The sequence below is a fragment of the Pseudomonas sp. 8_5_2 genome, from assembly GCF_059295255.1.
In genome coordinates, this window is the sequence record NZ_CM181238.1 from 1,400,837 (window position 1) to 1,424,857 (window position 24,021).

Sequence of the window (24,021 nt, forward strand, 5' to 3'; positions counted from 1 at the left end):
GTCAGGCCTCCAGGACCGGTTCGGCGCGGCGCTCGGCCGCTGCCGGAATCTTCAGCATGCGTTGCATGGCCGAGAGCTTGGGCGACAGCCGCGCCAGGGTCAGGGCCAGTTCCTGGCGTGGCGAGCGGCAGGCCAGGTGGCGGGCAGGCAGCAGTTGCTCCAGCGAGCTGGGCAGCGGCTGCAGCAGGCTGGCGTAGCGGCACAGCTGGGTCGCCCGGCCGAGGGCGGCGCGGATGTTCTCTTCAAGGGCCGGCAGGAACACCGGACGCACCAGGCGTTCGTAGATATCCGGGTTCATGCAGCGCGGGCGCTGGAAGGGCTTGCCCTGGTCTTGCATTTGCGCGCACATCAGGTCGAGCAGGGTGCGAATGTCCAGCGCCTGCGGGCCGTTGGTAAGGAAGTAGTCGTCACCGATCAGGCGCTGGTCCAGGGCGCTGGCAATGCCGGCTGCCGCGACATCACGGGCGATCACATCCACGCGTCCGTCTTCCGGGCAGGGGATGATCGGCAGGTAGCCTGACATCATCAGCCCCATGGTCAGGTGAAAGCCCTGCAGGGTCGGCATGTGGCCGCTGTGGCTGTCGCCGATGATGATCGACGGGCGGAAGATCGAAACCGGTACGCCGGCCTCACGCACCAGGCTTTCGGCCTGGCGCTTGACCACTTCGTATGGCGTCGAGGGCATTACCCCGGGGTGGTAGTCACAGGGGTGGGTGAAGGCGGTGCTGACGTGGTACAGCGGCACGTCGGCGTCGCGGACAAACTCCAGCACCTGCTCGGTGCCTTGGTAGTTGACCGAGAACACGGCTTCGGCGTGGCCGTCCAGGCGGGTGATGGCTGCGCAGTGGATGACCCAGTCGACGCGCTTGGTCAGCGCCAGGTAGTCCGCGCTGGACAGGCCCAGGCGCGGTTGGCAGATATCACCGCGCAGGGTCTCGACCCCGGGGTGGCTGATGCTGCTACGGCGGGTCAGGCACACCAGGTGATAACGCTCGGCCAACTGGTCGATCAACGTATCGCCCAGCACGCCGGCACCGCCGGTGAGAAAAACAGTCAGCCGCGAGGGTCCTGACATGGGCTAGCACTCCTTGCTTACTAGGTGGGTGAAGTGGCATGTGCCATGGCGCCCGTCTGCCTGGCAGCCGCAAGGGGGCCAAGGATCGGAACGATTAAAAAAGCCGACCTGTGCGCCTGTATCTCACGGGCGGCGGCCGGCAAGCGGCCCTGCGCCTGGAGGTGGAGACCCCGGGTGGCGCGGGCTGGAGGGGATGATGGCGATTTAGAACTGCTGATTCTTGAATGAATCGCTTGTATTGCGCAGCACGGCTGCAACGCGGCTCGGCGACATGCCGACCATGCGCCGCATCATGCGGGTGAGGTGAGCCTGGTCAGCAAAGCCGCCGGCCATGGCGGCATCGCTGAGGCTGGCGTCGTGGGCGAGGGCGTGGCAGGCACGTTCGAGTTTGCGCCAGATGATCCACTGCGACAGTGGCACGCCCATCTGGCGGGTGGCGAAGAAGCGCAGGCGCGGGCTGGACAGGCCCACCGCGCTGGCCGCGCGCGACACCGCGCCGATACCGGCCCAGTCTTCGCGCAGCAGGTGCAGGGCGTTGGACAGGCGTGGGTCGAAGCTTTCCGGGGGGACCAGCTTGAGTTCCAGAGCGGCGACCACATCATGGAAGTTGGCGGCCTGACGCACGCAATCGACGATGTCGGCGCTCACCGCAGCCTTGCCGCTCTCGTCGAGCAAGGCTTTCAGCGCACGCCCCAGTGGTGCGTCGGGATAGAAATAGAGGAAGGCGACCCGGCCAGGGTTGGGCAGCGAACGGTGGTTGACCGAGGGGCCGATCAATACCCCTGGGGCAGTGACCACCTCTTCGCCGAACTCCACCGTGATGTCCAGACTCAAGCCGATGCACAGCTGGATGGCAACGTGGGCATGGGCAGCGGTCTGGTCAGTCTGGCCGGTGTAGCCCAGCCAGTAATCACCGAAGGTTACTGCGCCATCCCATCTCATTGTGCATCCCTGAAGCCCGTTCTAGATAGCCTGGCCGCGCCCGGGCCAGTATCCTGAAAGCGGCAGATGATAGCGTTATGGTATATCTTGGTCGATACAAAGCGTAACGAACTATCTTTTGCGTTAATTAGGGCTGTGGGGCAGGGCTGGCAGGGGTGGAACTAATCAGGCTTTTCCTGCTCTTATGCCGGTAGCCATGGGTTGGGGACGCCTGATAAGCTCGCGGCTTCTACCCTGATTGCCCTTATGGCGCATGAACAAGGAAATCACATGAAACAGCATCGTTTGGCGGCTGCGGTTGCCCTGGTTGGCCTGGTACTGGCTGGCTGTGATCAACAGGCCAGCAGCCCCGAGCTGAAGACTCCGGCACAGAAAGCCTCCTACGGAATCGGCCTGAACATGGGCAAGAGCCTGGCTCAGGAAGGCATGGAAGACCTTGATTCGAAAGCAGTCGCGCTCGGCATCGAAGACGCCGTCAGCAAGAAAGAGCAACGCATCAAGGATGAAGAGCTGGTAGAGGCCTTCACCTCGCTGCAGAAACGCGCTGAGGAGCGCCTGGCCAAGGCCAGCGAAGAAGCTGCCTCGGCCGGCAAGAAGTTCCTTGAGGAAAACGCCAAGAAGCCTGGCGTGGTCACCACCGCCTCGGGCCTGCAGTACGAAGTGGTCAAGAAGGCCGACGGCCCGCAGCCCAAGCCGACCGACGTGGTCACCGTCCACTACGAAGGCAAGCTCACCGATGGCAAGGTGTTCGACAGCTCCGTCGAGCGCGGCAGCCCGATCGACCTGCCGGTCAGTGGCGTGATCCCGGGTTGGGTCGAAGGCCTGCAACTGATGCACGTCGGCGAGAAGTACAAGCTGTTCATCCCGGCTGAACTGGCCTACGGCGCGCAAAGCCCAAGCCCGCTGATCCCGGCCAACTCGGTGCTGGTCTTCGACCTGGAACTGATCGCCATCAAGGATCCGGCCCAGCTGCAAGGCGCCGAGCCGGAGGCGCAAGCCCCTGCCGAAGAGCCTGCCAAGTAACACTGGCTGGTTTCAGCAAACGCCCCGTTCTCACGGGGCGTTTGTGTTTTTGCCTGGCGGGTTGGTCGAACCCCCGACTGTTGATACTGTCCGAGAAAGTGCAGCTTGAAGATGCAGGATGCTTGTAACGCCAACCGTTTGCGGCGTACACACCACGGTGTGAAACGGTTGTGTAAAAAACGCCCGATCTGACCGGGACCCTTGCCTGACAGGCACCTGAGGTCAGAAAATTCGCCCTGTTCACAAGGTTATCCACAATAAATGTGGATAACCTTTCCTCTTGGAGGCTCCATGAGCGGTCCCTGGAATTTCGCCCGTTTCCTGCCGTTGGCAGAGCGCCTGCTTAGCCGCGGCCGGTTGCCGGCCTTGCTGTTTGCCGTGGCGCGTAAAGGCCCACGCCTGGGCCAGCTACGCGAAGATGTGAAGCTGCTGCAGTCGCTGTGCCTGGCCTGGTGGCGTGGCGAATACCGCGCCATCAGCCCCAAGGCGCTGGTCACCATCGTCGCCGGACTGCTGTATTTCGTCAGCCCTATCGATGCCATCCCCGACTGGATACTGGGCGTGGGCTTCCTCGACGACATCGCCGTGCTGGGCTGGGTGTTGAAGACCGTGGCCGACGAACTGGCGCGCTTCAAGGCCTGGCGCGACAGCCAGGCACCCGAGCGGCTGCGGGTGGTCGAGCGCTTGCCGGCTACCCCGGAAGCGCTGCGGCTGGAGCGTAATACGCCGTGAAACCGGCCATAACTACCGCAACTGCACAGACCCCGGAGTTGGTAATATAATTGGCATAAGGGTTATGCCTACGGATTACATGCGGGAAGGCGAAGCGCCTCTACATGTGCCGGATTAGAGCGGCCTGATGCTCTTAATGCCTTGTTGTATGGGGCCTGCGTTGTATCGCGTTGTCATGTGGTGTTCCGTGTTGGTCATTGGAATCACTACAGAAAGGGGCATAATGGCTGGGTAATTTGCCCCCTGCCAGAGAGGCTATGCCCCCATGTCCGCCAAGCTCACTACCCTGCAGATCGACGCACTGAAGAAACCCGGCAAGCACCGGGTAGGTGGCGAGGGCTGCGGGTATCTTTACCTGGAGATCTCCAAGGCGGGCGGAAAGGTGTTCCGGCTCAAGTATCGCCTGGACGGTAAGGAGAACCGCTACACCATCGGTGCCTACCCGCAAACGTCGCTCAAGCAAGCCAGGGATGAAGCGGTACGGGCGAGGGGGCTGATCGACGAAGGCAGGCACCCGATAGATGCCAAGCGTGAGGCAGTTGAGGGGGCCAAGCGGGAAGCGGTGCTGGCGCAGGAACATGTTTTCCGGGTCGTGGCCGAGCGCTACCTTGCCACCAAGACCAAGCTAGCGGCCAGCACGCTGCAGCAATATGGGCGGGCACTGGAGAACCACATCTACCCTGTCGTGGGTGATCTGCCTGTTGCTGATATCAAGGTCAGTCACGTCGATACCATCATTCAGAAGTTGAAACGCAAGCCGACCATGGCGCGCTATGCGCTGGGCGTCACCAAGTCTGTGCTGGGGTACGCGGAACTGCTTGACCTGGTGCCTCGCAACGTGGCTGAGGGCAAGAGTGGTTTGCTACCGGATCATGCCGCTGAGAGCCATCCGGCTTTCACCAAGCCTACCGAGTACGCAGACCTTGGTGAACTGATGCGCCGGCTTGATGCTTATGAGGGAGCCAACGGATCAGTAGGCAACGCGCTGCGGCTGCTGGTGCGCATCGCCTGCCGTCCTGCTGAACTGGCCGCGATGCACTGGCGTGACGTGAACCTGGACGCGGCAGAATGGCGTTACGTCATCACCAAGACCAAGGGCAGGGACGGCAAACCCAAGATCCAATTTGTGCCGCTTGCGTCGCAATCGGTCCACATCCTGCGGACGCTGTTCGAGCAGTGTGAGGGCAGGGGGTATGTGTTCCCGTCCCCAGGCAATGCCGCTGGGCACATACAGGCAGATAGCCTGCTGTCCGCGCTAATCAACGGCTTGGGGTATAAGCGCGGGCAGATCACTGCTCATGGCTTCCGTGCCAGCTTCCAGTCGATTGCCTATGAGCAACTCGGCGTCGATCAGATGACCTTGGAACTGATGCTGGCCCATCGGGTGCCGGGCGCGCTGGGCGATACCTACATGCGTGCAGAGTTGGAAACGCAGCGGCGCGAGGCTGCACAGAAGTGGTCCGATTGGTTGGATTCCCAAGCACAAGCTTGACAGCCCAAGCGACGAACGGCAGCACTTACTTTGTTGTATTGCGTGTGCATTTTTTGGTATGTAGTTAAGTAAGAGTTCGAAGTAACTTACGCGCACCCTCTACTCACGGGAACCGCCACGAACAGTCCAGCCGACTTGTTACGAGGTTCCCGTCATGTCTACTCCCCACGTCACCCTCATCGATATTCGGGCTGCTGCCGATCTGCTCGGCTACAAGAACCCGCGCACCCTTTACGTGCTCATCAAAACCGATGGTTTTCCGTCCCCGATATGCGTGGGACCGCGTCGTAGCGACGGGCGTGCAGGCAAATCACGGTTCGTTCTGGAAGAAGTCCAGGCTTGGATCGCGGCCCGCGTGGCTGAACAGCGCCCTGCGCAGCATGCGTAACCGACGGGCAAAGAAAACCCCGGCGTGGGTTAGAGCCAGCCAGGGTTAAGAGGTGATTCCGATGGGTAATAGTATAACAAGTTCTGCGAGCGCAAGCTTGCGCGCCGTGAACGCTGATATTGATTTGCTCGCGAACGGGTTTGACCTGCGCACCCTGTGCTCACGGGCACCAAAACACGATAAGCCTCATACCATTCTTGGGACAACCCAAGCAGCCAACGAGCAGTCCGTAGTGCCCGGCACCGTTCACAAATTCGGCGAAAATCCGACCAGTGTGGCAGCAGGCATTGAAGCGCAGGGCAAGCAAGCATCGTCAACGGCACCTGCTGCCACGGTGATCAAGATGGTCCCTAAGGAAGGCGGTCGATCCACAATCAAAGTGGGCGACATAGACCCTGAGTCGCGCGAGATACTGCGTTACATCAGTGAGGACTTCATCCTCGTGACTGCAGACGGTGCGGTCTATGCCTACTACATCAAGCGCGGCTGCCGATTGACCAAAGAAGGCATGAAACATCAAATCCAGAGCCGTCACGGCACCATCGAGCAAGTCGCCAAGATCGACGGTGAAAAGATCGAATGGAAATCGCTCCCAGCTGGCGAAATCTGGTGGGAGTGGAAAGGCCACGAACGGCGCGTCGTCATGTACCTGGTAATGGAACCGACAGCACTGTCGGAAAGTGACGATGACCGGGACGTGTTCAACCTATGGCACATCCGCAAGCTGGAAATGGCGGAGCGCACAACGGCAGCCACCTTCGATGACATGTCGATCCTATGGGACCACCTGCTGTACCTGGCGGACGGGGACGCGCCGACGGCGGTGCGGTTCGTGTCCTGGCTGGCGTGGCTGTATCAACACCCTGACGACAAGATCCCTACTGCCTGGCTGCTGTATTCCGAGAATCGACGGATCGGCAAGAACCTGGTCGGCCGGCTGCTTGCGCGGGTGTTCGGCCAGTCGATGGTGCTGACGGATGGCGACGGCAAACTGCTTACCTGCAAGTTCGACGACGCGCTGCTGGACCGGCGAATCGCTTTCCTCAATGAGGTACGTCTGGTGGGCAAGGACCGGGCGAACTTCGAGGTGTTCAAGAACCGGGTCTCCGCCGAGCGCGTCGTCATCGAGCCGAAGGGAAGGCCCGCCCGTGAGGTCCGCAACACTGTGCACTACATCCTGACCACCAACCACGACGACGCGCTGCCGCTGACCGGAAACGAGGGGCGCATCAATGTCATGCGCTGTCTCGCACCGCGCAAACCAGATGCTTACTACGAAGAGCTAGTGGCGTGGATTGACGGCCCGGGCGCGGGCGTGTTCGCCAATGTGCTGGCCACCTGGGACTTTAAAGGGTGGGACCCCCATGCACCAGCACAGGAAACCGAAGCGGCCCGGGACATGCAACTTGCCGCCCGTGGGCACGGTGTCAGCTTCCTGGAGGAGCGCGCCGCGGCGCGCGAGGGTGCCTTTGCGCTGCAGATCGGTCGGTGTCTGGGCATCTACCAGCAACTGCAGCGGCTGCACCCTGAACTGATGAGGGATTACAGCATCACTCCACAGACGCTGCCAAAGATCCTCAAGGCGCTCGGCTTCAAACAGCTGTTCAAGCCCGGCACTGACGGCAAGCCATCGAGCAACCCGACTACCAAGGTATGGTGCTGGACCAACCACGATTGGTGGGACCGTCAGCCGGCAGCGGTATGGAACCAGTATCTAGAAGCGGGCGTACCGCCAGATGGCATGCCGCCCCATGGAGGTAATGACCATGAGTGAGTCAATTTCCAGCACCGTGAACCGACCTGTTTCGTTCAGCTTGGAGGTGTACGGTTCTGCCGCCAGGAGAATCGAAAAGGCTGCTGCGAAGCAGGTCGTCGATGATGCTGCTGCCCACCGGGCCAAGCTCAAGCAGGTGCGGCTGGAGAATCAGATACTGGCCGCTGAGTGGGCTGGGATCATGATGCGCAAGAGCATCGAAGAGGCTCTCGACCCGGCGACCGACCCACGTCTGCGGCGTGACCTGCGCAACGATGTGCTTGCCCACGGTGTCGGTAAGCCGCGTGAGGTCGAGTCGGAAACGGCCGAGTCGAAGCGCAAGGGCTCCGACGAAAGCCACCTGCTCGCTGTGCTGGCCGCGCTGTCCGCCCAGGCACAGCAGTCGCAGCTGCGCCTGGAGCGCGATGTATCGAACCAGATCACCACCGACGATCAGGCACTGCAACTGCTCCAGGAAATCACGCAGCAACGCGGCCTGGTAATCGATCACGAAGAGGGCAACGACAATGACTGACCAACCAATCACCCCTGAACGAGTTCGCGCACTGGTGGCCATCGCCCGTAACCAATCCCGTCCGGTCACCGTCCGAATGCGCGCCGCTGACGACATCCTGGACATGTGCGACCCTGATTACGTGGCGACCCTGGCACAGCCGTTGGCGCCCAGGGGCTCAAGTACTCCAGGTTGAACTTGAGGGCAAGCAATCACATAGACAAAGGGGCCAGGCGGGCGCACTAGCCCGTGCTCCCCTTATCGATTCCCTTTGCACATCAGCACCGCTATCATCCCGAGTTTCTGCAGTCGATGAGGGGGCAGCGGTGCCTACTACTTGGATTGAGATAGCCGATACTGCAGTCAAAATCGGCTTAGGTGCTGTTGTGACTGGGCTCGCGACGTTGGTGAATAACCGGTTGAGCCATGCAAAAAATGCGGAGAAGGACAGGCACGCCAAAAACGTGGAAATCCTGGAGAGTGTTACGCTTGCCGTAGAAGAAGCCACTCATGCGCTGCTGAAACATTGGTCCTTCATTGTTGACTGGGCTCGCAGCGTCGACAGTGGGCGGGAGATCACCAAGGAGCGGGAGCAGACGATTACTGATGCTCGAACTGAGCTTTTCCACCTGTTCAAGGGACTCACGAATAGCGAGGGCAGGTTGCTTCTGCTGGGATATGCCGAGCAGCAAAAAAAGCTGAGGGAGTTCGGCACGCTCATCAGTGAATACCACCGCTATTCTTCCCGAAACAACGACCTAATCGAAGTAACGGAACTGGAAGCGTGGCGTCTCAAAATCCTTCAGGGTAGGGAAGAGTTATACGCGGTCCTAAACAAAGCGTATCGGACAGCCTAGCGAGGCTGATCGAGCGGCGATAAATAGGCCATCCTTGGCCTTCCGACCTTCACTTGCCTCGCTTCCCCTTGTCAGTGCCGAAGCCAGTATCACTGCTGGCTTTGCCATCCTGGTGCCGCCCGGACTGAGGAAAGTATTGGTCCTTGCTAGGGACCGGCTGGTGCTTCGTACCGTCACGTTTGTCGATCATCACTCACCTCCACATGTGCCGGAATGGCACAGTCATTCGTCATCCACGCGCGTGCTTGCGTCAGGCGACAGCCCGAACAGCTCGGCGCGCAGGTCCTGCTCCAGCACATCTACCCTGCTGCGGTGCTCCACCGCCCAAATGGCTGCCTGCATCCCGCGGAGGGCAGCACGGCGCCGAGCCTTGATAGTCTCGGTGCCGGGGCCGTCCTCAACATCCCTACGGAGGCGGCACAAGAGCTGGCAGATTTTGGTTTCGCGCGATGCGTTCTCGCCTATCTGCGGCGTTGGTCCTGACGACATGTGCCACCCCCTTACATGAACAGGCCATACAGGGCACCGAGGCCGGCGCCGACCCCCATACCCATCGGACCACCAAAGGAACCCAGTGCGGCACCAGAGGCAGCGCCACCCAGCGCACCGCTGAGCCGGCTACCACCGCCCGCTGATTGCTGCGTAGTCTGGCTACCGGGCGCGCCTTGCAGCAGCTGTAGGTAATCGCTGATCATCGAGTACGGCAGGTTCTGGTTGTAGTTCCATTGCTGCATGCCTGCGTTGATCTGCGCTTGCTGATCCGCCGTGTTCTGCTGGCCCATCTGCGTCATCAGGCTGCCAGGGTAGGCCAGACCACCCTGCACATCGCCGATGAGCGCCTGCGACCGGCCAAGGTTGGTAAGCGCGTTCTCCTGCCCGTTCTGGCCAAGGCTAGCGAGCTGCGATTGCAGGCTGGCGCCCATGCCGGTCATGCCCTGCGACAGGCTGCCAGCGTTTGCCAGGCTGTTGGCCGACAAGCCAGCCAGGCCTTGGCCAAGGGCACCGCTTGTGCTCAGTGCGCCGAGGCCCTGCGAGGTCAGGCCCTGACCCAGCTGGCCAGCACTGTTCATGGCCTGCAGCCCCTGTGCGTACGCTGCGTTACCCATGTTCGCGGAAATATCCCCGACCGTGTCTTGATAGCCACGGGCCGCAATGCCCTCGGCGATGCCCTGTCGACTGGAACCCATCTGCCCTGCAGCTTGAGCGCCTTGACGGATGGCCGGCATGACCTGCTCGTTGAAGTTCTCGGTCACCGGGCGAATTGCCGAATTCACAGCCGATTGGAAGTACGGGTTGTTCGCTGGGTTACCAGCTGCCATCAGCTGGTTCATGGCGTTCATGGTGCCCGACTGGCCAGCCTGGATACCACCGCTGGTGCCGTAGCCTGCCAACTGGCCAGCAGCGTTGCTGACTGTGCCGATACCGCCAGATGCCTGCGTGGCTTGGGACAGCATGGAGTCGAGTGCCGACATGCCATACGGGGTGGCACCGTTGAGGTACTGTGCCATGTTCTGCATGTTGGTGGTGGCGTTGCCCTGGAGCTGCTGCCCATTGGCCAATTGATTTTGGGCACCAGTCATCATGTTCTGGCTGGCACCGAACGCGTTCTGGCCAGCCAATCCCATCATGCCCATGTTTGCCATTGTCTGGTTCTGGCCCATGCCCTCAAGGTAGTTGGGGCTCGCTACGGCTTGGCCAGGGTAGTACTGGGGACCGGCACCGCCGTACAGGCCGTTGGCGCGGGCATAGGCTTCGGACAGGTACGGTTGCACACCTGCCCACGGGTCGGCCTTTTGTACCGTAGTGCTGCTGCCGCCACCGCCTGATCCACCGCCCATGTCGCACACTCCTGGGGGCATTGCCCCACGTCAAAAGGCCGGGCGCTGGGTCGACCCAGCAGCCATTTCGTTGAAGAACTTGTCGAAGTCCGCATTGCTCATACTGGCAATGTCCTTTGCCGAGACGTTACCGCGCTGGTCCGGTGCACGACTGGAGCCGCTGACGCTCGACAGGCTGGTAGGAGCTTGTCGCGCGGGCTGCGAACGCACAGAGCGGTGCGATCCCTGGAAGCCGGTAGCCACAGCACGTTCGTACATGGCCTGTGCTGGGTTGATCCCCTGTTGGCGACACTGCAGCGCGAACTGCAGCAGCGCGGTGGCTTGGGTTTCTCGAATCTGTTGCTCGGTCGCACCGGGGTACGCCTGCTTAATGTGCTCGATGGCAAGGGCGTCCATATGCGCCACCGCTGCGTCGTAATCTGGTCGCTGACTACGGACCTCTGCTTCCAACTTCACTGTGTCCTGCGCGACCTCGTTGACCTGCGCGCGGAATTGCTGCTCCTGCACAAACTGTTGGGATTGGGCCTGGCCCTGGCGGAGGTTCTCCAGCTCCTGCTGGAATTGCGCCTTGAGTCCGTTCAGGTGGCCCTCGGGGTCGTCGACGAACGCTGGGATTTCGGCCTGTTGCTGCGCCTGCTGTTGCTGCTGGGCCAGCTGCTGCGTCTGCGCCTCGATCTGCGCGAGCCGCTGCTGCAGTTGTGCCAGTTCGGCCTGTGCTTGCTGGCGACGTGCCCGCTCTTCCTGCAGGGCACCGAGTGGGACTTTCTGGTGGCGACCTTTGCCCTGGCTGTCATCAGCGGGATCTTCGTTACCCTGGTCGTCGGCCTGGGCCAAATGTTCGTCACGGCGCTCAGCGTGCTCGTCATAGGCCTCAACCTGATCGGCGACGTCGTTGGGCACAGCATCGTTGACGTTCACGTCGTCAGGGATGCCAGCACTGCCAGTGGCCGCTGCTGCGATCTCACCGAGGAAATCGTCTTGGGTTTGTTCTTCGCTCATTTCGATACTCCTGCGCGGGCGCGCCTAGGTGTGCTGGCGGCTGGACTGGACTGCTGTGTCAGGCCATAGCGTTCCGCCAATTCATCGGCAGAGCGCTGGTCTTGCTCGGCACGCACACGGCGGTCGATGGCCTGGGACAGTTCACGCTGCAGCTGTGCGACTTTCGTCGCGTGCGATACCTTGGCCTGGTAGTCCGCCAGCTCGGCGGGGTCGAGTGGTCGGCGGGTGATCTGCTCGGGTGTCCAGCCGACGATCCCGCTACGCACGACTTGACGCTCTTTGCGCTGAATCGTCAGCAGTGCATGAAGCATCTGGCCCTCAGCCTCTATTGCACTGCGGGTTTCGACGCGGCTTGGTGGGAGCGTTTCCAGCAGCCTGGAAATATCGACCACGGGTGCGCCGATGATCACAACGAAACCGCCGTCGTCTGCTGGCTCGATGCGGGCACGCTTGGTGTCGATGGCCGCGAGCGCGGCGTCGTTGCGGAGCTGCAAAATCTGGCTGCGGTCAAACATGGCGATTCCCCTTGGCGTCGTTGAGCGCAGCGGTCAACGCTGCGATTTCGTTTTCACGTTGGCCAGCGAACCCGGCTTCCTGCGTGGCGCGAGCCAGTTTGAAGCGTGCGGCATTCAGTGCCTGCTCAGCCTGTGCCAGCTGTGGCCCCAGCATTTCGTATGCCCGGCACAGGCGGTCGTAATTGCCCTGTGCATCGCGGACAGCGACCTTGGCTTGTTCGATATTGGTGTTCATCGTTGCGCCTCCAGTTGGCCGCGCAGTCTGTCGAGGGCAGCGCGTTTGCCCGAAGTCAGGTAAGGGATCATCGCCAGCTTCACCGCATCGCGAGCTTTCTTTGCGGACTTGTCCAAGGCATCGCGCTTCTGGTCGTCGTCGAGCGCGGACCAGCCTTTGGAAGCCATGAGTCGGCGCGCATTGTTGGCGGTGATCTGGCCAATCAGCTGGGTGTATTCGTGGTACTGCGTAGGTGTCAGTTCATGGCGGACCTTGCCGGACGTGAAGTGATCTGCAGCAGTCGAAGGTGTCCAGCCGATGCGCGCTGCTTCCTGGCGCAGGGGGTCTGAGCTTTCCTGCGACTGGGCGATAGGTGCGGCAATGGAGAAAGGCCCGCCTGGGTACGTGCGGTTCGCCATGGGTTCGCCAAACTGGTCAAGACGCGTAGGCAGATCGGTGCGCAGGCCCGGCATTCGGTACTTGATCTGATCCAGCACAGAGTTGGTTTCCCGTGCGAACGGATCTTGCTCACTGGCAATGTTGCTCAGCAGCGTGAAAGGCTGTGCCATCGTTCCGGCTTGCTGGCGCAGATACCATTCGCCGTTGCGCTTGGGGTCCTGCAGGAACTCCACGAAGTTCGACAGGCCCTGCATGTACGTTTTGTTGATGGTGTTGTTCACCAACGAGCCGAGCACATTGGCTGCGATGTCGGCGCCATCCTTTTCGTCGTACTTAAGGGTGGCCATATCGCTGGCCAGGCCGAGCCACTGTGCGAAGGGGTCGAGTCGGTTGTACTCGTAATACTTGCCGCCGACTTTGATGCTGTATGGGCGCCACCCGCTGGCCAGCAGGGCTTGGCGTTCCTTCTTGTCGTCGGGGCCGGCACCAGTGATGTAACCCGCCTGGGCCAACATGCCGGCGCCAACCATGACGCCAGTACCCCACAGAATGCGCGCAATGGCCCGCTCCTGCTTGGCACCACCCGCCATCAGATCCTCCCGAACGTCTGCGAGCAGCGGCGCTGCCGGAGTGCGCTTGAGGCCAAACTTTACGATGTTATCCGGGGTGCGCACGAAGGGCACAATCAGGTTAAGCCAGGGAGCTTTGGCCTTGGCTGACATGATCGCGCTGGCAAACGCACCGGCTTTATTGTTGAACGTGTTGTTGCGGGCGTGTTCGCCAGCCGCTTCGATCATCTTGGCGGTAGGGTTTTGCACAAGCTGTTCAATGCGCTGGCTGAACTTCACCCCGCTGGGCAGTTGACCTTGGCGCTTCTCGACCAGCGCTTCGCGGCGTGCCAGGGTGCGCAGTTCGGCTTCATAGTTCAACGTAGCGAACCAGGCATCCTCGGCACCGAGGGCGCGGTAAGGCAGGCTAGCAGCGCGGTTAGCGGCGAAGGCTGCACCACCCAGTACACCGGGCTGGCGTGGGGTGTTGTTCAGGCCCTGGCTATTGTCCTGCTTTGCCATGCCACCCAGTACCGCCGATTCGCCAGTACGAAAAGCGTCGGCGGCTGCCGTGCCGGCTTTCGACATGCCCCGACTCATACCTATCAATAGGTCTATGGGTTCCGCGAAAACGGTTTGACCGGATTTACCACCAGTAGCCAAGCGCTTGATACCGCCGATGCCGGCCGCAATGCCGCGTTCAATGACTTCGTTACCGAGCACAGCTGTGTTGCTGGCGATGTTCACCGCATGGGTGCGCACGCCGCTCAGCAGCGCTGCCCGGTAGTAGTAGCCGAACAAGCGCTGCATCTTGCCTTCGGGCTGGCCGACCAGCTTCGCCAGGTTCTGCACGCCGCCAGCCTGTACTGCTTTTCCGATTGCAGCGGCGAGATCATCAGCACCTTGAACACCGCCAAGGCCTTCGAGGATTCGCTGTGCATCGTTGATGTTCTGGACCTGGCGTCTTTGGGCTGCAAGTGCTCGGCCACTCTCGGCGCGTGCGCCCATCAGTTCGCCGAACACCGTTTTCAGGTCGCCCAGATCTTGCACAAAGGAGGCCTTTTCCAGGTCGCTGGCCTGGCCGCTGGCGATGCGTTGCTGCTGCTCCATCACCGTCTTGAGTCGGTCGCTTACCAGATCGGTGCCAGCAATGATTTGCTCGGCGTTCCAAGCTTGGCCGATCCTGCGGCTAAAGGCTTGGGCTTGTGCACCGTCGAGGCCTATCAGGTTGGCCAGGCGGCGTTGTTCATCCATGGTCACGACACCACGGCGGCGGGCTTCGATGTCTTGTTCAGCTGGGCGCAGCAAGTCGAGCGAGCGGGTGCGCTGCTCGCCCTGCACCCCAAGATTGTCGAGCAATGGCGCCACGTCCTGGCTACCCGCGAACGGTGTTTTCGGCACAGGTTGCGGCACAGGCTGTGGGGCCGGCTCGGGCGCTGCCTGTGGCGCGATCTGCTCGGGCGCAGGGGTAGCCATGGCTTCGGCTTGTGGCGCTGCAGCAGGTGGCGCTGGCGGCTGTTCTGCCTGGTTGTTGAGGGTTGGCCGGCGAAGGCTGGCAGCACCGCCCATGGCGCCGCCGACTACGCCACCGAGCAACATGGACTTGTCGACGCCTTCCATGGCTGGGCGGTCGGTCGCCAAATTGGTCAGTACCTGCTGCTGCCCGCTTTGGCTGAGTTCTTCCAGGCTCTCGATACCGGTCCCGATCAACGAGCGGTTGACCAAGCCCTTGGCGACGTCGACACCGCCTGCGCCAGCCATCTGCGCGTCAATGTCCGCTACACCCAGCTTGCGACCGATACGTGCCCCAGCCGCACCGAGTAGACCAGTACCGATGCCCGACAGAAGCGCGAGGCCGGATTGGCCGGGGGGCAGCGTGCCCGTAGCTTGCCGGGTTTGCTCTGCTTGCTGACCAGCTGCGACGATGCCCTCGCCAGTACCCGCCCCGACCACACCTGCAACTGCTGGGGCAGCACCGAGGGCCTTCACGCCCAATGCTACGCCACGACCGATGCCACCACCGGCCAGCATGGACGGCACAGATTCAGCGATCAGGTGCGGGACATTGCCTGGGTTTTCTGCCAGAGCCTGCAGCGTGCCACCAATACCTTTTGCCTGATCCAGCGCCTGGCGCGAGGCTTGGCGGTCGGGCGTGTCGTGCTGGTCAAGGTAATTGCGAACGCCGCGAGTGTCATACCCGATGGCTTCGGGAATAGCCCCGCCTGAGAGCAGGCCTGCGATGCCAGCTACAGCATCACCGACGCCTACGCCACCACGGGCGACCGACCGGCCGTAGTCACCAAGCATGCTGTTGTCGATGGCTGATTCGATGCGACCCAGATAGCCGGCCTGCTCTGCGGGTGGCACATCGTTGTCGATGGCATCACCGAACGCCGACAGCGGATCACCAAATGCGCTTACCTGCGGCTGCGCTGGCGCCTTCTGCGGTTGAGGCGCAGCAGGGTCAGGCGGCGTTGGGTCGTCGGGGAGTTCGTCCCCAAAGGCGGAAAATGCCATCGCACGTTAACCTCGTTTGGTGGCGGTCTTGCCGCTCACAGGGTCGATGTACTGCGCACCGGCCGGCAGGGCGTCGTATTCCGCCTTGGTCGTCGGGGTGGCAATCTGTGCTTGGCCTGGTACACGTTTCTCGGTCTTGGCTGCACCACCGCCACTAGCGGCCATTGGCAGCACACCGACCGGCTGTTGTTGCTGTGGCGCGTAGCTCTGCAGGTTGCCAGTACCGGGTAAAGCCTCGGCAGCGGATGGGCCTGTGTTGCCCAGGATTTCGTCGACGGCCGCATCAGCACCGGCGTTGGCCTTGCGGCCAGGGCTGTATTGGTTGAATGGCTCGCCGTAAGGTTCGTATTGGCCCGTCTGCAGGTTGAGCACATGGCGCTGCATACGGCCATCGCCCAAGGGCTCGTCGAGCACCTGGCGCTGGGTAGGCATACGCGGTCCGGAGGAACCACCTTGATTGGCACCGATGCGGCCTTCGCGGGTAGCGAACTGCGCCTGCTGCTGGGCCAGGGTTGCGTCACGGTGCTGCGCCAGGTTATCGCTGTTGATTGCCCGGATCAGGTCGTCCGGGTTTACGCCAAGGCCGGCCATCTGCCGGGCGGTGGGGCTCAGCTGGTCGAGGAAGCTGGGGTCTTGCAGGCGCTCCTGATACTGCGCCTGTTGCGCTGCCTTGGCGTCTGCTGCCTGCTGGCGCATCTGCATCTGCTGCGCCTGCAGCGCGGTCATCTGCTGGCGGTACTGGGCCAATTCCTGCTGGCGGCGCTGTTCGCCCATCAGCACAGCAGCTTCGCTACCAGCCTGACCGAGGGCCTGGCTGCTGGATCCTTGCCGGCCCTGCGACATGAGTTTGAGGCCGAGCATCAGGCGCGGGTCTGCGAGCAGGTTGCCGACATTCTCCTGGCTAAAAATGTCCGCGAAAGTAGCCATGATGATTTCCCCTGGTCGTGTGGGTCAGTGAACCGTGTTGCTGGCCGGCAGCAGGTGGCATCGGCACAGAGCAGTGGCCAGGCGCAGCATCTGCGCGTGGGTGCGGTCGGCCTTGCGCTGTGCAGGTGTATCAGCTGGCGGGGTGGCAGGCATGGTGAGGGCGGTGGCGAAGTTCATGGCTGTGGCTCCAGGCTGGGTTCGGCGTAGATGCGGACCAGTTCGACCTGGCCGGTAATGGGGTCGGTCGCTCCGGCACAGAAGCCGGCTGTCTTGCGGTGGCGCTTTTGGGTGGCGCGGGCAATCGCAAGGGCTAGCCGGCACTCCGCCTCGCTCAAGTGCGCAGTGTGTTCCAGGGCGAATGCGGCGAGGTCGTGGGTGGTGTACGCGAGGTACGGCCTGCCGGGTTCTCCGGTGTGGGCGGGTACAGCTGTGGGGAGTTCGGCGCGGTGGCGGCACAGCCAGCTGGCGTCAACCCCGGCGAGGGCGGCGGTTGCTGCGAGGCTGATGTTTTGATCGTTCATGGCGCCCACCGTTGAGTGGATTTTCTGCTTGCCTACAGAATATTCCGGTGTCGAGTTATGAACAATCGTGATTAGACGGACGGTACTTGTTGAACTTGGCAATATAGAGTATATGCGGCTTCCTCTACAGGGCGGGTTGTTACGCTTATTGGCACAGGTTTTTTAGGTGGTGACTTAAAATAAGTGGCTGAAATTTACGGAAAATTTTTCCGGGAATTCCGAAGGACGTTTTTCATTCACACGGGTTTGGGCTCGGGACGGGGGTGTCAGGGTTTCAGACCCTATATGTAATTGTGTAACGTTCTGGAAGGACGATACGAGTACCGGGCGGGGTCGACTATTCCGCTCCCAGACCCTTTTCCAGGGGGCGATTGGGCACAGCCGGCGACCTTCGCCCATGTATTCATCAGGGTATAGCCTGTTGACCGCGCGTCGGATGAATACACTTGCTTGGGCTGCGCGCTTGATTGGAGGGGTAAACGGTGCCACCGTGAATACATCTAGACCCTGATGAACACAGAGGTGGGCACCATGAACGTTGGATACATCCGCGTCAGTACCGCTGACCAAAGCACCGAGCGCCAGCTTGATGGCATGCAACTGGACAAGGTGTTCACCGATACCTGCAGCGGTAGCACCGTGGACCGCCCACAGCTGCGCGTGGCGCTCGAAGTGCTGCGAGCTGGGGATACCCTATGGGTGCACAGTGTCGACCGCCTGAGCCGCTCCCTGGTGGATCTGCTGGCGTTGATGCAGGAACTCAATGGCCGGGGTGTGGCTGTTCGTTTCGTGAAGGACGGTGCGCTCCACTGCGACGGCACAGCCGCGAGTAACCTGCAGCTGGGTATCCTGGCCGTCGTTGCACAGTTTGAGCGTGCCAGGCTGCTGGAGCGCCAGGCGGAAGGCATTGCCAAGGCGAAGGCCCGAGGGGTGTACAAGGGTGGGGCGAAACAGACGGATACCGCAGCGATCCTTGGGGCAATCGACAACGGCATGTCGTACCGGGATGCCGCATCCAAGTTGGGTGTGTCACTGAGCACAGTTCAGCGGGCGGTGAAGGCTGCTCGGGGATGATCGTAACAACCTAATAATCGGGCTAATAAGGCAACCTAATAGGGCTCAAACCCGCGTGCTAGAGCGGTCATTATTAGCTTTATTGGTTTTATTACCTAATGAGCCCTACCCGGCGCCGCCGCTGGCGCTATCAGCACAGCGCTATTACGCCTATGAGATTTCCAGTGTACACCTGTACTCTCTCTCTCTCTCTCTATTTATTAGAAAAAAGTAATAAAAGTAATAAATATAATAAACGACCGCTCTGTGCTGCACATTCCAGCCTTATCACCTGTGCCATCAGACCTAATAAATCAGACTACTAAAACTAATAATTTCAGCAGTGCCATCATTCGCGGACCCTAGACGTCGACCCCCATACACCACCCCACGTTTGCCCCTCGGGCCTGCCTGAGCACTGGCGCCAGAAACCGCTTACAATGAGATATAACGGAAGGGGAGCACCCCGATTGCCTTTTGCTATGGTCGAATCCGGCCTCGCTTGGGGCATGATTGGGGGCACAGACGGCGCCATTCGTCGCCTAATCCCCATAGTAGATAGGCTGCACGGATTACATGCGGTAATCCATTTTTAAGGGGTTTGTAATGGGTATTCAGGTCATCAGCCGGGACGGTCAGCCCGAGTACGCCGTGGTTCCCTGGGAGCAGTATCAGGCCCTGCTGAAGGCCGCCGGGCAGGCACCCACCGAGGCGGTTGTCGGTGAAGCGGCCAGCAGCGCTGCCGAAGCGCCGTTGCCGGGGTTCAGTGAAGTAGGGCAGATTCGTCAGGCCAGGGGCATTGCCCCTGAGCAACTGGCGCGCAATGTCGGGGTCAGCCCGGCGTACCTGGCCATGATCGAGTCGGGTGAGCGTCAGCCCGATGCCGCCATCCGCCGCGCCCTGGCGTGGCACCTGGGTGTGGCGGGCTGGAGCGAGCCATCATGAGCCAGGTCAGGATCAGCCGTCAGCACTGGGATAACCTGCTGGGCGAGCTTGACCTGGCCCGTCGTCAACGTCACCTGCTGACGTACCGAGCGCTGATCGAGCGCTTGCAACTGCCCAGCCCGGCCATGCAGACGCTGACCGCGGCGTTGGAATACCTGGCGCTGCTCGATGCCCGCGCCGAGCAGCCACTGCGCAGCTCGCTGGTGATCAGCCAGGGTGCCAGCCGTTTGCCGCGTACCGGCTTTTTTGAGTGCGTGGAGCGGCTTGGGCGTTTTTCCGGGCCGGTGGATGGCATGGAAGCGGCGTCATGGCATGCCTCCGAGGTGGTGCGGGTGTTCGAGTACTGCTATCCCGAAACAGCCTGAGTCTTTACCTGTACCGGCCCTATCGCCGGCAAGCCAGCTCCCACAGGTTCACCACAGGCCTTGAGCCTTTGCGCTGTACCTGTGTGGGAGCTGGCTTGCCGGTGATAGGGCCATGACAGGGAACGCATCCCTGTGAATCAACCCACAAGGCCTGCCATCGGCATCGACCACCTGCAATGCATCCAGGTGCTGATGCCGACCGAACAACTCCAGCAGCTGCCCGATCGTGGCATTGAGCCGCACCGTCGGCTGTTCGGCCAACGGCACGCTGATCGATACCGGCAACGGCCTGGCCTCACGCACGCCCAGCTCCTGCGGTCGCCCCAGCAGGTAACCCTGCACCAGGTCCACGCCCATCTCCACCAGCACCGCCAGCTCCTCTGCCAGCTCGATACCTTCGGCAATAACCTGCGCCTTGGACGCTCGGGCAATCTGTAATATCGAACCCACGAACTCGCGCTTGAGCGGATCACGGTGGATGCCGTCGATGAAATGGCGGTCGATCTTCACGTATTCAGGGCGCAGCTCCGACCACAGGCGCAGGCTCGAATATCCTGCGCCCAGATCGTCGATGGCAATCGAAAAGCCCATGTCGCGGTAGTGGTGCAGGGCATTGGACAGCAGCTGGAAGTCGTCGGTGGGGGTGTGCTCGGTCAGCTCGATCACCACCCGGCTTGGCGGCAGCCCGACCTGTTCGAGCAGTTTCAGGGTAAGGCCGGAGGGGTAGTGCGGTTCCAGCAGCGATTCTGGCGAGACGTTGAGAAACAGCTTGCCCTGCAACTGTTGCTCGCTGAAGCGGCGGCAAGCACTTTCCCGGCAAGCGGCCTCCAGCTCGGTCAGTCGGCCGGCCTGGCGGGCCACCGTAAACAGGTTGAGCGGTGCGTGCAGCGGGCTGTTCGACGGCCCACGGCTCAGCGCCTCATGGCCGAATACCCGTTGCTCGCTCAGGCACATGATCGGTTGAAACAGGCTGTGAATGCGGCTTTGAGCCAGAATGGCGCTCAAGGCACTGAGCTGTTCGGCAACGGTCATGACGTATTCCTGAAAATGAAAGGGCCGGGCATCTGCATGCCCGGCCCTTATATTTCACGACAGCGCTATGACTGTATGATGACAGGTCACATTAATCTGCCATCACTGTCACTGTGCCTTACTTCTTGGCCACCTTGGTGCTGGCGCTGAGGTAGTCGATCAGGATGCGGCCGGTTTCGGACAGGTAGGCATCGTCTTCCGGCTTGGTGTTGTCATCCTCGGCCGGCAGCGCGTCTTCGTCCTCTTTCTTCAGCTCTTTGAGCGGCTCTTCACCCTTGGCCTTGCGGCGGATGTTTTCCAGCGCCAGCTGCTTGGCCTCGATATCGTCGTGGCGTGCACGGCGGTCCTGCTCGTTGAGGCTGACGGTTTTTTCGTTCATCAGCTTCTGGGTCAGGGCCAGGCGGTCGCGGATGTAAGTGAACTCGGCGTCCTTGTCGCTGCGCGCTTCATGCTGCGCCTTGAGCTGGGCCAGGTACGGCTTGAAAGGGTCGGCCGCCGGCTTGACCACCGGGCGGATGGTGTCCCACGGCATGGCCTCGGGCAGGGCGCTCTCGCCAATTTCCTTGGTGTCGATGATCGACGGGTAGTCGATGTCGGGCAGCACGCCCTGGTGCTGGGTACTCTGCCCGGACACCCGGTAGAACTTGGCCAGGGTCAGCTTCAGCTCGCCATGGTTGAGCGGCTGGATGGTCTGCACGGTGCCTTTGCCGAAGGTCTGGCCGCCGATGATCAGGGCGCGGTGGTAGTCCTGCATGGCACCGGCGAAGATCTCCGAGGCCGAGGCCGACAGGCGGTTGACCAGCAGTGCCAGCGGGCCTTTGTAGAAGGCACCGGGGTTTTCGTCTTCCAGCACGTCGACGCGGCCATCGCTATTGCGCACCAGCACGGTCGGGCCTTTTTCGATGAACAGGCTGGTCAGCTCGGTGGCTTCCTGCAGCGAGCCGCCGCCGTTGTTGCGCAGGTCGATGACCACGCCGTCGACTTTCTCTTTCTGCAGTTCGGTGAGCAGCTTCTTCACGTCACGGGTGGTGCTCTTGTACTCCGGGTCGCCGGCGCGGTAGGCCTTGAAGTCCAGGTAGAAGGCCGGGATCTCGATGATGCCCAGCTTGTAGTCACGCCCGTCCTGCTTGAGCTTGAGAACCGACTTCTTCGCCGCCTGCTCTTCAAGCTTCACCGCTTCGCGGGTGATGGCCACGATCTTGCTGGTCTGGTCGCTTGGCGCATTGCTGGCCGGGATCACCTCCAGGCGCACCACCGAGCCTTTCGGGCCACGGATCAGCTTGACCACTTCGTCCAGGCGCCAGCCGACCACGTCGACCATTTCCTTGTTGCCCTGGGCCACGCCGATGATCTTGTCGGCCGGCGCCACCTGTTTGGTCTTGGCGGCCGGGCCTGCCGGTACCAGGCGCACGATCTTGACCTGGTCGTTGTCGCTCTGCAGCACAGCGCCGATACCTTCGAGCGACAGGCTCATGTTGATATCGAAGTTTTCCGCGTTGTCCGGCGACAGGTAGTTGGTGTGCGGGTCGTAGGACTGGGCGAAGGTGTTGATGTAGGCCTGGAAGATATCCTCGGCACGGGTCTGGTCCAGGCGCGCCAGCTGGTTCTTGTAGCGCTTGGTCAGGGTTTCCTGGATCTGCTTGGGTTCCTTGCCGGCGATTTTCTGGCGCAGCACTTCGTCCTTGACGCGCTTGCGCCACAGGTCGTCGAGTTCAGCCTGGTTCTTCAGCCACGGCGCATCCTTGCGGTCGATCAGCAAGGTCTCCTTGGTAGAGAAGTCCATCTTGTCCGCACCTTTGTTCAGCTCGGCCAGGGCAAAGTCCAGGCGTTGCTTGACGCGATCCAGGTAGCGCTTGTAGATGGTGAAGCCCGGGTCGAGGTTGCCGCTTTTGAGGAAATCGTCGAACTGCGTTTTCCATTTGTCGAATTCGGCAATATCGGCCGCGGTGAAGTAACTGCGCGCCGGGTCCAGCAGCTTGATGTAGCTGTCATAGATGATGACCGAACGGGCGTCATCCAGCGGCGGCTTGCTGTAGTGATGGCGCTTGAGCAATTCCACCACGTTGAGGCTGGCGACGATCTCGTCGCGGTCCGGCTGCAGGGTGTCCCACTTGTTGGCGGCCGCCGCATTGCCGCCGAGCGTGAGGCTACCCAGGCCGATCATCAGGGCCAGGGCGGTGCTTGGAAGGAAATGCTTCATGCTGATTCGACGTGGGGGCATTTGATCACGCATAGTAGGCCGTCTATTCCGTTCGCCGGCTCCATCAGAGCCGGGCGCATACTGCAAAAAGCCTGGGACATAGCGGTCCCAGGCTCGGTCATATGATTCAACTATGGAGGCACTGTGAAGGCATTGCAAGGCGTTGACGGACATGTGGAGTGGGTCGAGGCCGAACGCCCGGCCTGTGACGCCGGCCAAGTGCGCATTCGCGTGGCCGCCGCGGGGCTGAACCGCGCCGATCTGCTGCAGATGAAAGGGTTGTACCCGCCACCGCCGGGGGCCAGCCCTTACATGGGGCTGGAGTGCGCCGGGGTGGTCGAGGAAGTGGGCGCCGGTGCCGACTGGCGGGTCGGCGACCGGGTGTGTGCGCTGCTGGCCAGCGGCGCCATGGCCGAGCAAGTGGTGGTGGATGCCCGCCACGTGCTGCCGGTGCCCGAGGGCCTGAGCCTGAATGAGGCCGCGGCGTTGCCGGAGGTCTATGCCACTGCCTGGCTGAACATCTTCCAGCTGGGTGCGCTGAAAGCCGGTGAGAAGGTGCTGGTGCATGCCGGTGCCAGTGGCGTTGGTTCGGCTGCCATCCAGCTGTGCAAGGCGTTCGGCAGCCCGGTGTGGGTCAGCGTCGGTTCGCCGGACCGGCTGGCCTACTGCGAGGCGCTGGGCGCCGCAGGTGGCGTGGTGCGTAACGAAAACCTGGAAGCGCTGGAAGGCTTCGGCCCGTTCGACGTGATTCTCGACCCGGTCGGCGCCAGCTACGGTGAACTCAACCTGAAGGTTCTGGCCCGTGACGGCCGTTGGGTGATCATTGGCCTGATGGGCGGGCGCAAGTTCGAGCTGGACCTTGCCCAGGTGCTGGGCAAGCGCCTGGAGATTACCGGTTCCACCCTGCGCAACCGCGATGACAGCTTCAAGGCCGAGTTGCTGCGCGAGCTGCAGCAGCAGGTGTGGCCGCTGTTTGCCGAAAAGCGCTTGTCGCCGCAGCTGGTCGATACCTACCCGGTCGAGTTTGCCCAGGCGGCGTATGCCGAGCTTGAGACCAACCAGGTGTCGGGCAAGCTGGTGATGGTCATCGACCCGAGCCTGGTGTAAGCAGGTCAGGCCTCTTCGCGGGTAAACCCGCTCCCACAGGGATCACCACAGGTTCCAGGGTTGTG

26 protein-coding genes are annotated in these 24,021 nt (G+C 61.7%); 14 read left to right on the forward strand and 12 right to left on the reverse strand.

What is annotated here, in order from left to right; all coding sequences use genetic code 11:
* Position 1: 1 nt before the first annotated feature.
* On the reverse strand, positions 2-1,075 hold the full coding sequence (locus AC5O5R_RS06415; protein ID WP_172231596.1) for an SDR family oxidoreductase: 1,074 nt from the start codon (positions 1,073-1,075) through the stop codon (positions 2-4).
* 204 nt (positions 1,076-1,279) lie between these two features.
* Complete coding sequence (locus tag AC5O5R_RS06420) at positions 1,280-2,017, reverse strand: AraC family transcriptional regulator (protein ID WP_172231593.1); 738 nt, start codon at positions 2,015-2,017, stop codon at positions 1,280-1,282.
* A 270-nt stretch (positions 2,018-2,287) separates the two neighbouring features.
* Here AC5O5R_RS06420 and bamJ point away from each other — a divergent pair, with 270 nt between their 5' ends.
* The 8 genes from bamJ to AC5O5R_RS06460 all read left to right on the forward strand — a co-directional run bounded on the left by bamJ (position 2,288) and on the right by AC5O5R_RS06460 (position 8,776).
* Positions 2,288-3,040, forward strand: a complete 753-nt coding sequence (gene bamJ / locus AC5O5R_RS06425) for a BamJ family beta-barrel-assembly machinery protein (RefSeq protein ID WP_172231590.1) — start codon at positions 2,288-2,290, stop codon at positions 3,038-3,040.
* 291 nt (positions 3,041-3,331) lie between these two features.
* On the forward strand, positions 3,332-3,772 hold the full coding sequence (locus tag AC5O5R_RS06430) for a YkvA family protein (protein ID WP_172228342.1): 441 nt from the start codon (positions 3,332-3,334) through the stop codon (positions 3,770-3,772).
* 265 nt (positions 3,773-4,037) lie between these two features.
* Positions 4,038-5,264 (forward strand): tyrosine-type recombinase/integrase, encoded by a 1,227-nt coding sequence (locus AC5O5R_RS06435; protein ID WP_172228340.1) that lies wholly within the window; start codon positions 4,038-4,040, stop codon positions 5,262-5,264.
* Positions 5,265-5,418: 154 nt separating this feature from the next.
* Positions 5,419-5,652 carry a helix-turn-helix transcriptional regulator gene (locus AC5O5R_RS06440; protein WP_172228338.1) on the forward strand — a complete coding sequence of 78 codons (234 nt, stop codon included), beginning with the start codon at positions 5,419-5,421 and terminating at the stop codon, positions 5,650-5,652.
* A gap of 106 nt (positions 5,653-5,758) precedes the next feature.
* Positions 5,759-7,426, forward strand: coding sequence for a primase-helicase family protein (locus AC5O5R_RS06445; RefSeq protein ID WP_172228336.1), 1,668 nt, complete (start codon positions 5,759-5,761; stop codon positions 7,424-7,426).
* Entirely contained in the window at positions 7,419-7,940 is a 522-nt protein-coding gene (locus tag AC5O5R_RS06450; protein WP_172228334.1) for a hypothetical protein, read from the forward strand. Before AC5O5R_RS06445 ends, AC5O5R_RS06450 begins: the two co-directional genes overlap by 8 nt.
* The gene (locus AC5O5R_RS06455) at positions 7,933-8,115 is read left to right on the forward strand and encodes a hypothetical protein (RefSeq protein ID WP_172228332.1); all 183 of its coding nucleotides are present in this window, start codon (positions 7,933-7,935) and stop codon (positions 8,113-8,115) included. The genes AC5O5R_RS06450 and AC5O5R_RS06455 overlap by 8 nt, the downstream gene beginning before the upstream one ends.
* A 130-nt stretch (positions 8,116-8,245) precedes the next feature.
* Positions 8,246-8,776 carry a hypothetical protein gene (locus AC5O5R_RS06460; RefSeq protein WP_172228330.1) on the forward strand — a complete coding sequence of 177 codons (531 nt, stop codon included), beginning with the start codon at positions 8,246-8,248 and terminating at the stop codon, positions 8,774-8,776.
* A 500-nt stretch (positions 8,777-9,276) separates the two neighbouring features.
* On the opposite strand, the gene AC5O5R_RS06465 is transcribed toward AC5O5R_RS06460, so the two are convergent.
* Genes AC5O5R_RS06465 through AC5O5R_RS06485 form a run of 5 tightly spaced genes read right to left on the reverse strand, consistent with a single transcriptional unit; the run spans position 9,277 to position 14,543 of the window.
* Positions 9,277-10,614, reverse strand: a complete 1,338-nt coding sequence (locus tag AC5O5R_RS06465) for a hypothetical protein (protein WP_172228328.1) — start codon at positions 10,612-10,614, stop codon at positions 9,277-9,279.
* Between the two features lie 30 nt (positions 10,615-10,644).
* On the reverse strand, positions 10,645-11,613 hold the full coding sequence (locus AC5O5R_RS06470; RefSeq protein WP_172228326.1) for a hypothetical protein: 969 nt from the start codon (positions 11,611-11,613) through the stop codon (positions 10,645-10,647).
* The gene (locus tag AC5O5R_RS06475) at positions 11,610-12,128 is read right to left on the reverse strand and encodes a hypothetical protein (RefSeq protein ID WP_172228324.1); all 519 of its coding nucleotides are present in this window, start codon (positions 12,126-12,128) and stop codon (positions 11,610-11,612) included. The genes AC5O5R_RS06470 and AC5O5R_RS06475 overlap by 4 nt, the downstream gene beginning before the upstream one ends.
* Positions 12,121-12,363 (reverse strand): hypothetical protein, encoded by a 243-nt coding sequence (locus AC5O5R_RS06480; RefSeq protein WP_172228322.1) that lies wholly within the window; start codon positions 12,361-12,363, stop codon positions 12,121-12,123. The genes AC5O5R_RS06475 and AC5O5R_RS06480 overlap by 8 nt, the downstream gene beginning before the upstream one ends.
* Positions 12,360-14,543 (reverse strand): hypothetical protein, encoded by a 2,184-nt coding sequence (locus tag AC5O5R_RS06485; RefSeq protein ID WP_494515094.1) that lies wholly within the window; start codon positions 14,541-14,543, stop codon positions 12,360-12,362. The genes AC5O5R_RS06480 and AC5O5R_RS06485 overlap by 4 nt, the downstream gene beginning before the upstream one ends.
* On the opposite strand from AC5O5R_RS06485, the gene AC5O5R_RS06490 reads away from it, so the two are divergent.
* Together AC5O5R_RS06490 and AC5O5R_RS06495 are read left to right on the forward strand one after the other, a co-directional pair.
* Positions 14,493-15,113: a hypothetical protein gene (locus AC5O5R_RS06490; RefSeq protein WP_494515095.1), complete on the forward strand. Its 621-nt coding sequence runs from the start codon at positions 14,493-14,495 to the stop codon at positions 15,111-15,113. The genes AC5O5R_RS06485 and AC5O5R_RS06490 overlap by 51 nt on opposite strands.
* 81 nt (positions 15,114-15,194) lie before the next feature.
* Positions 15,195-15,515 carry a hypothetical protein gene (locus tag AC5O5R_RS06495; RefSeq protein ID WP_494515096.1) on the forward strand — a complete coding sequence of 107 codons (321 nt, stop codon included), beginning with the start codon at positions 15,195-15,197 and terminating at the stop codon, positions 15,513-15,515.
* Positions 15,516-15,812: 297 nt separating this feature from the next.
* Here AC5O5R_RS06495 and AC5O5R_RS06500 read toward each other — a convergent pair whose 3' ends face one another.
* From AC5O5R_RS06500 to AC5O5R_RS06510, 3 genes are read right to left on the reverse strand one after another with little or no spacing between them, the layout of a single operon-like run.
* Positions 15,813-16,733 (reverse strand): hypothetical protein, encoded by a 921-nt coding sequence (locus AC5O5R_RS06500; protein ID WP_172233091.1) that lies wholly within the window; start codon positions 16,731-16,733, stop codon positions 15,813-15,815.
* A 24-nt stretch (positions 16,734-16,757) separates the two neighbouring features.
* A complete protein-coding gene (locus tag AC5O5R_RS06505; protein WP_172233088.1) occupies positions 16,758-16,910 on the reverse strand; it encodes a hypothetical protein in 153 nt (50 codons plus the stop codon).
* The gene (locus AC5O5R_RS06510) at positions 16,907-17,254 is read right to left on the reverse strand and encodes a hypothetical protein (protein ID WP_172233085.1); all 348 of its coding nucleotides are present in this window, start codon (positions 17,252-17,254) and stop codon (positions 16,907-16,909) included. The genes AC5O5R_RS06505 and AC5O5R_RS06510 overlap by 4 nt, the downstream gene beginning before the upstream one ends.
* 531 nt (positions 17,255-17,785) lie before the next feature.
* Between AC5O5R_RS06510 and AC5O5R_RS06515 the strand changes: the two genes are divergently transcribed.
* The 3 genes from AC5O5R_RS06515 (at position 17,786) to AC5O5R_RS06525 (ending at position 19,617) form a co-directional block, all read left to right on the forward strand.
* The gene (locus tag AC5O5R_RS06515) at positions 17,786-18,328 is read left to right on the forward strand and encodes a recombinase family protein (RefSeq protein ID WP_172231961.1); all 543 of its coding nucleotides are present in this window, start codon (positions 17,786-17,788) and stop codon (positions 18,326-18,328) included.
* Between the two features lie 585 nt (positions 18,329-18,913).
* Positions 18,914-19,252: a helix-turn-helix domain-containing protein gene (locus tag AC5O5R_RS06520; protein ID WP_172231958.1), complete on the forward strand. Its 339-nt coding sequence runs from the start codon at positions 18,914-18,916 to the stop codon at positions 19,250-19,252.
* A complete protein-coding gene (locus AC5O5R_RS06525) occupies positions 19,249-19,617 on the forward strand; it encodes a hypothetical protein (RefSeq protein WP_172231955.1) in 369 nt (122 codons plus the stop codon). The genes AC5O5R_RS06520 and AC5O5R_RS06525 overlap by 4 nt, the downstream gene beginning before the upstream one ends.
* 48 nt (positions 19,618-19,665) lie before the next feature.
* On the opposite strand, the gene AC5O5R_RS06530 is transcribed toward AC5O5R_RS06525, so the two are convergent.
* Both AC5O5R_RS06530 and AC5O5R_RS06535 read right to left on the reverse strand, forming a co-directional pair.
* Entirely contained in the window at positions 19,666-20,649 is a 984-nt protein-coding gene (locus AC5O5R_RS06530; protein WP_172286185.1) for an EAL domain-containing protein, read from the reverse strand.
* Positions 20,650-20,767: 118 nt separating this feature from the next.
* Positions 20,768-22,849 (reverse strand): carboxy terminal-processing peptidase, encoded by a 2,082-nt coding sequence (locus tag AC5O5R_RS06535; RefSeq protein WP_494515097.1) that lies wholly within the window; start codon positions 22,847-22,849, stop codon positions 20,768-20,770.
* Positions 22,850-22,993: 144 nt separating this feature from the next.
* On the opposite strand from AC5O5R_RS06535, the gene AC5O5R_RS06540 reads away from it, so the two are divergent.
* On the forward strand, positions 22,994-23,956 hold the full coding sequence (locus AC5O5R_RS06540) for an NAD(P)H-quinone oxidoreductase (protein WP_172286183.1): 963 nt from the start codon (positions 22,994-22,996) through the stop codon (positions 23,954-23,956).
* Positions 23,957-24,021 lie beyond the last annotated feature (65 nt).

Bases quoted from the DNA above. Each gene is read 5' to 3' on its own strand.
- AC5O5R_RS06415 (WP_172231596.1), bottom strand. From the start codon at position 1,075: ATGTCAGGACCCTCGCGGCTGACTGTTTTTCTCACCGGCGGTGCCGGC.
- AC5O5R_RS06420 (WP_172231593.1), bottom strand. From the start codon at position 2,017: ATGAGATGGGATGGCGCAGTAACCTTCGGTGATTACTGGCTGGGCTAC.
- bamJ (WP_172231590.1), top strand. From the start codon at position 2,288: ATGAAACAGCATCGTTTGGCGGCTGCGGTTGCCCTGGTTGGCCTGGTA.
- AC5O5R_RS06430 (WP_172228342.1), top strand. From the start codon at position 3,332: ATGAGCGGTCCCTGGAATTTCGCCCGTTTCCTGCCGTTGGCAGAGCGC.
- AC5O5R_RS06435 (WP_172228340.1), top strand. From the start codon at position 4,038: ATGTCCGCCAAGCTCACTACCCTGCAGATCGACGCACTGAAGAAACCC.
- AC5O5R_RS06440 (WP_172228338.1), top strand. From the start codon at position 5,419: ATGTCTACTCCCCACGTCACCCTCATCGATATTCGGGCTGCTGCCGAT.
- AC5O5R_RS06450 (WP_172228334.1), top strand. From the start codon at position 7,419: ATGAGTGAGTCAATTTCCAGCACCGTGAACCGACCTGTTTCGTTCAGC.
- AC5O5R_RS06455 (WP_172228332.1), top strand. From the start codon at position 7,933: ATGACTGACCAACCAATCACCCCTGAACGAGTTCGCGCACTGGTGGCC.
- AC5O5R_RS06465 (WP_172228328.1), bottom strand. From the start codon at position 10,614: ATGGGCGGTGGATCAGGCGGTGGCGGCAGCAGCACTACGGTACAAAAG.
- AC5O5R_RS06470 (WP_172228326.1), bottom strand. From the start codon at position 11,613: ATGAGCGAAGAACAAACCCAAGACGATTTCCTCGGTGAGATCGCAGCA.
- AC5O5R_RS06475 (WP_172228324.1), bottom strand. From the start codon at position 12,128: ATGTTTGACCGCAGCCAGATTTTGCAGCTCCGCAACGACGCCGCGCTC.
- AC5O5R_RS06480 (WP_172228322.1), bottom strand. From the start codon at position 12,363: ATGAACACCAATATCGAACAAGCCAAGGTCGCTGTCCGCGATGCACAG.
- AC5O5R_RS06485 (WP_494515094.1), bottom strand. From the start codon at position 14,543: ATGGATGAACAACGCCGCCTGGCCAACCTGATAGGCCTCGACGGTGCA.
- AC5O5R_RS06500 (WP_172233091.1), bottom strand. From the start codon at position 16,733: ATGGCTACTTTCGCGGACATTTTTAGCCAGGAGAATGTCGGCAACCTG.
- AC5O5R_RS06505 (WP_172233088.1), bottom strand. From the start codon at position 16,910: ATGAACTTCGCCACCGCCCTCACCATGCCTGCCACCCCGCCAGCTGAT.
- AC5O5R_RS06510 (WP_172233085.1), bottom strand. From the start codon at position 17,254: ATGAACGATCAAAACATCAGCCTCGCAGCAACCGCCGCCCTCGCCGGG.
- AC5O5R_RS06515 (WP_172231961.1), top strand. From the start codon at position 17,786: ATGAACGTTGGATACATCCGCGTCAGTACCGCTGACCAAAGCACCGAG.
- AC5O5R_RS06520 (WP_172231958.1), top strand. From the start codon at position 18,914: ATGGGTATTCAGGTCATCAGCCGGGACGGTCAGCCCGAGTACGCCGTG.
- AC5O5R_RS06525 (WP_172231955.1), top strand. From the start codon at position 19,249: ATGAGCCAGGTCAGGATCAGCCGTCAGCACTGGGATAACCTGCTGGGC.
- AC5O5R_RS06530 (WP_172286185.1), bottom strand. From the start codon at position 20,649: ATGACCGTTGCCGAACAGCTCAGTGCCTTGAGCGCCATTCTGGCTCAA.
- AC5O5R_RS06535 (WP_494515097.1), bottom strand. From the start codon at position 22,849: ATGAAGCATTTCCTTCCAAGCACCGCCCTGGCCCTGATGATCGGCCTG.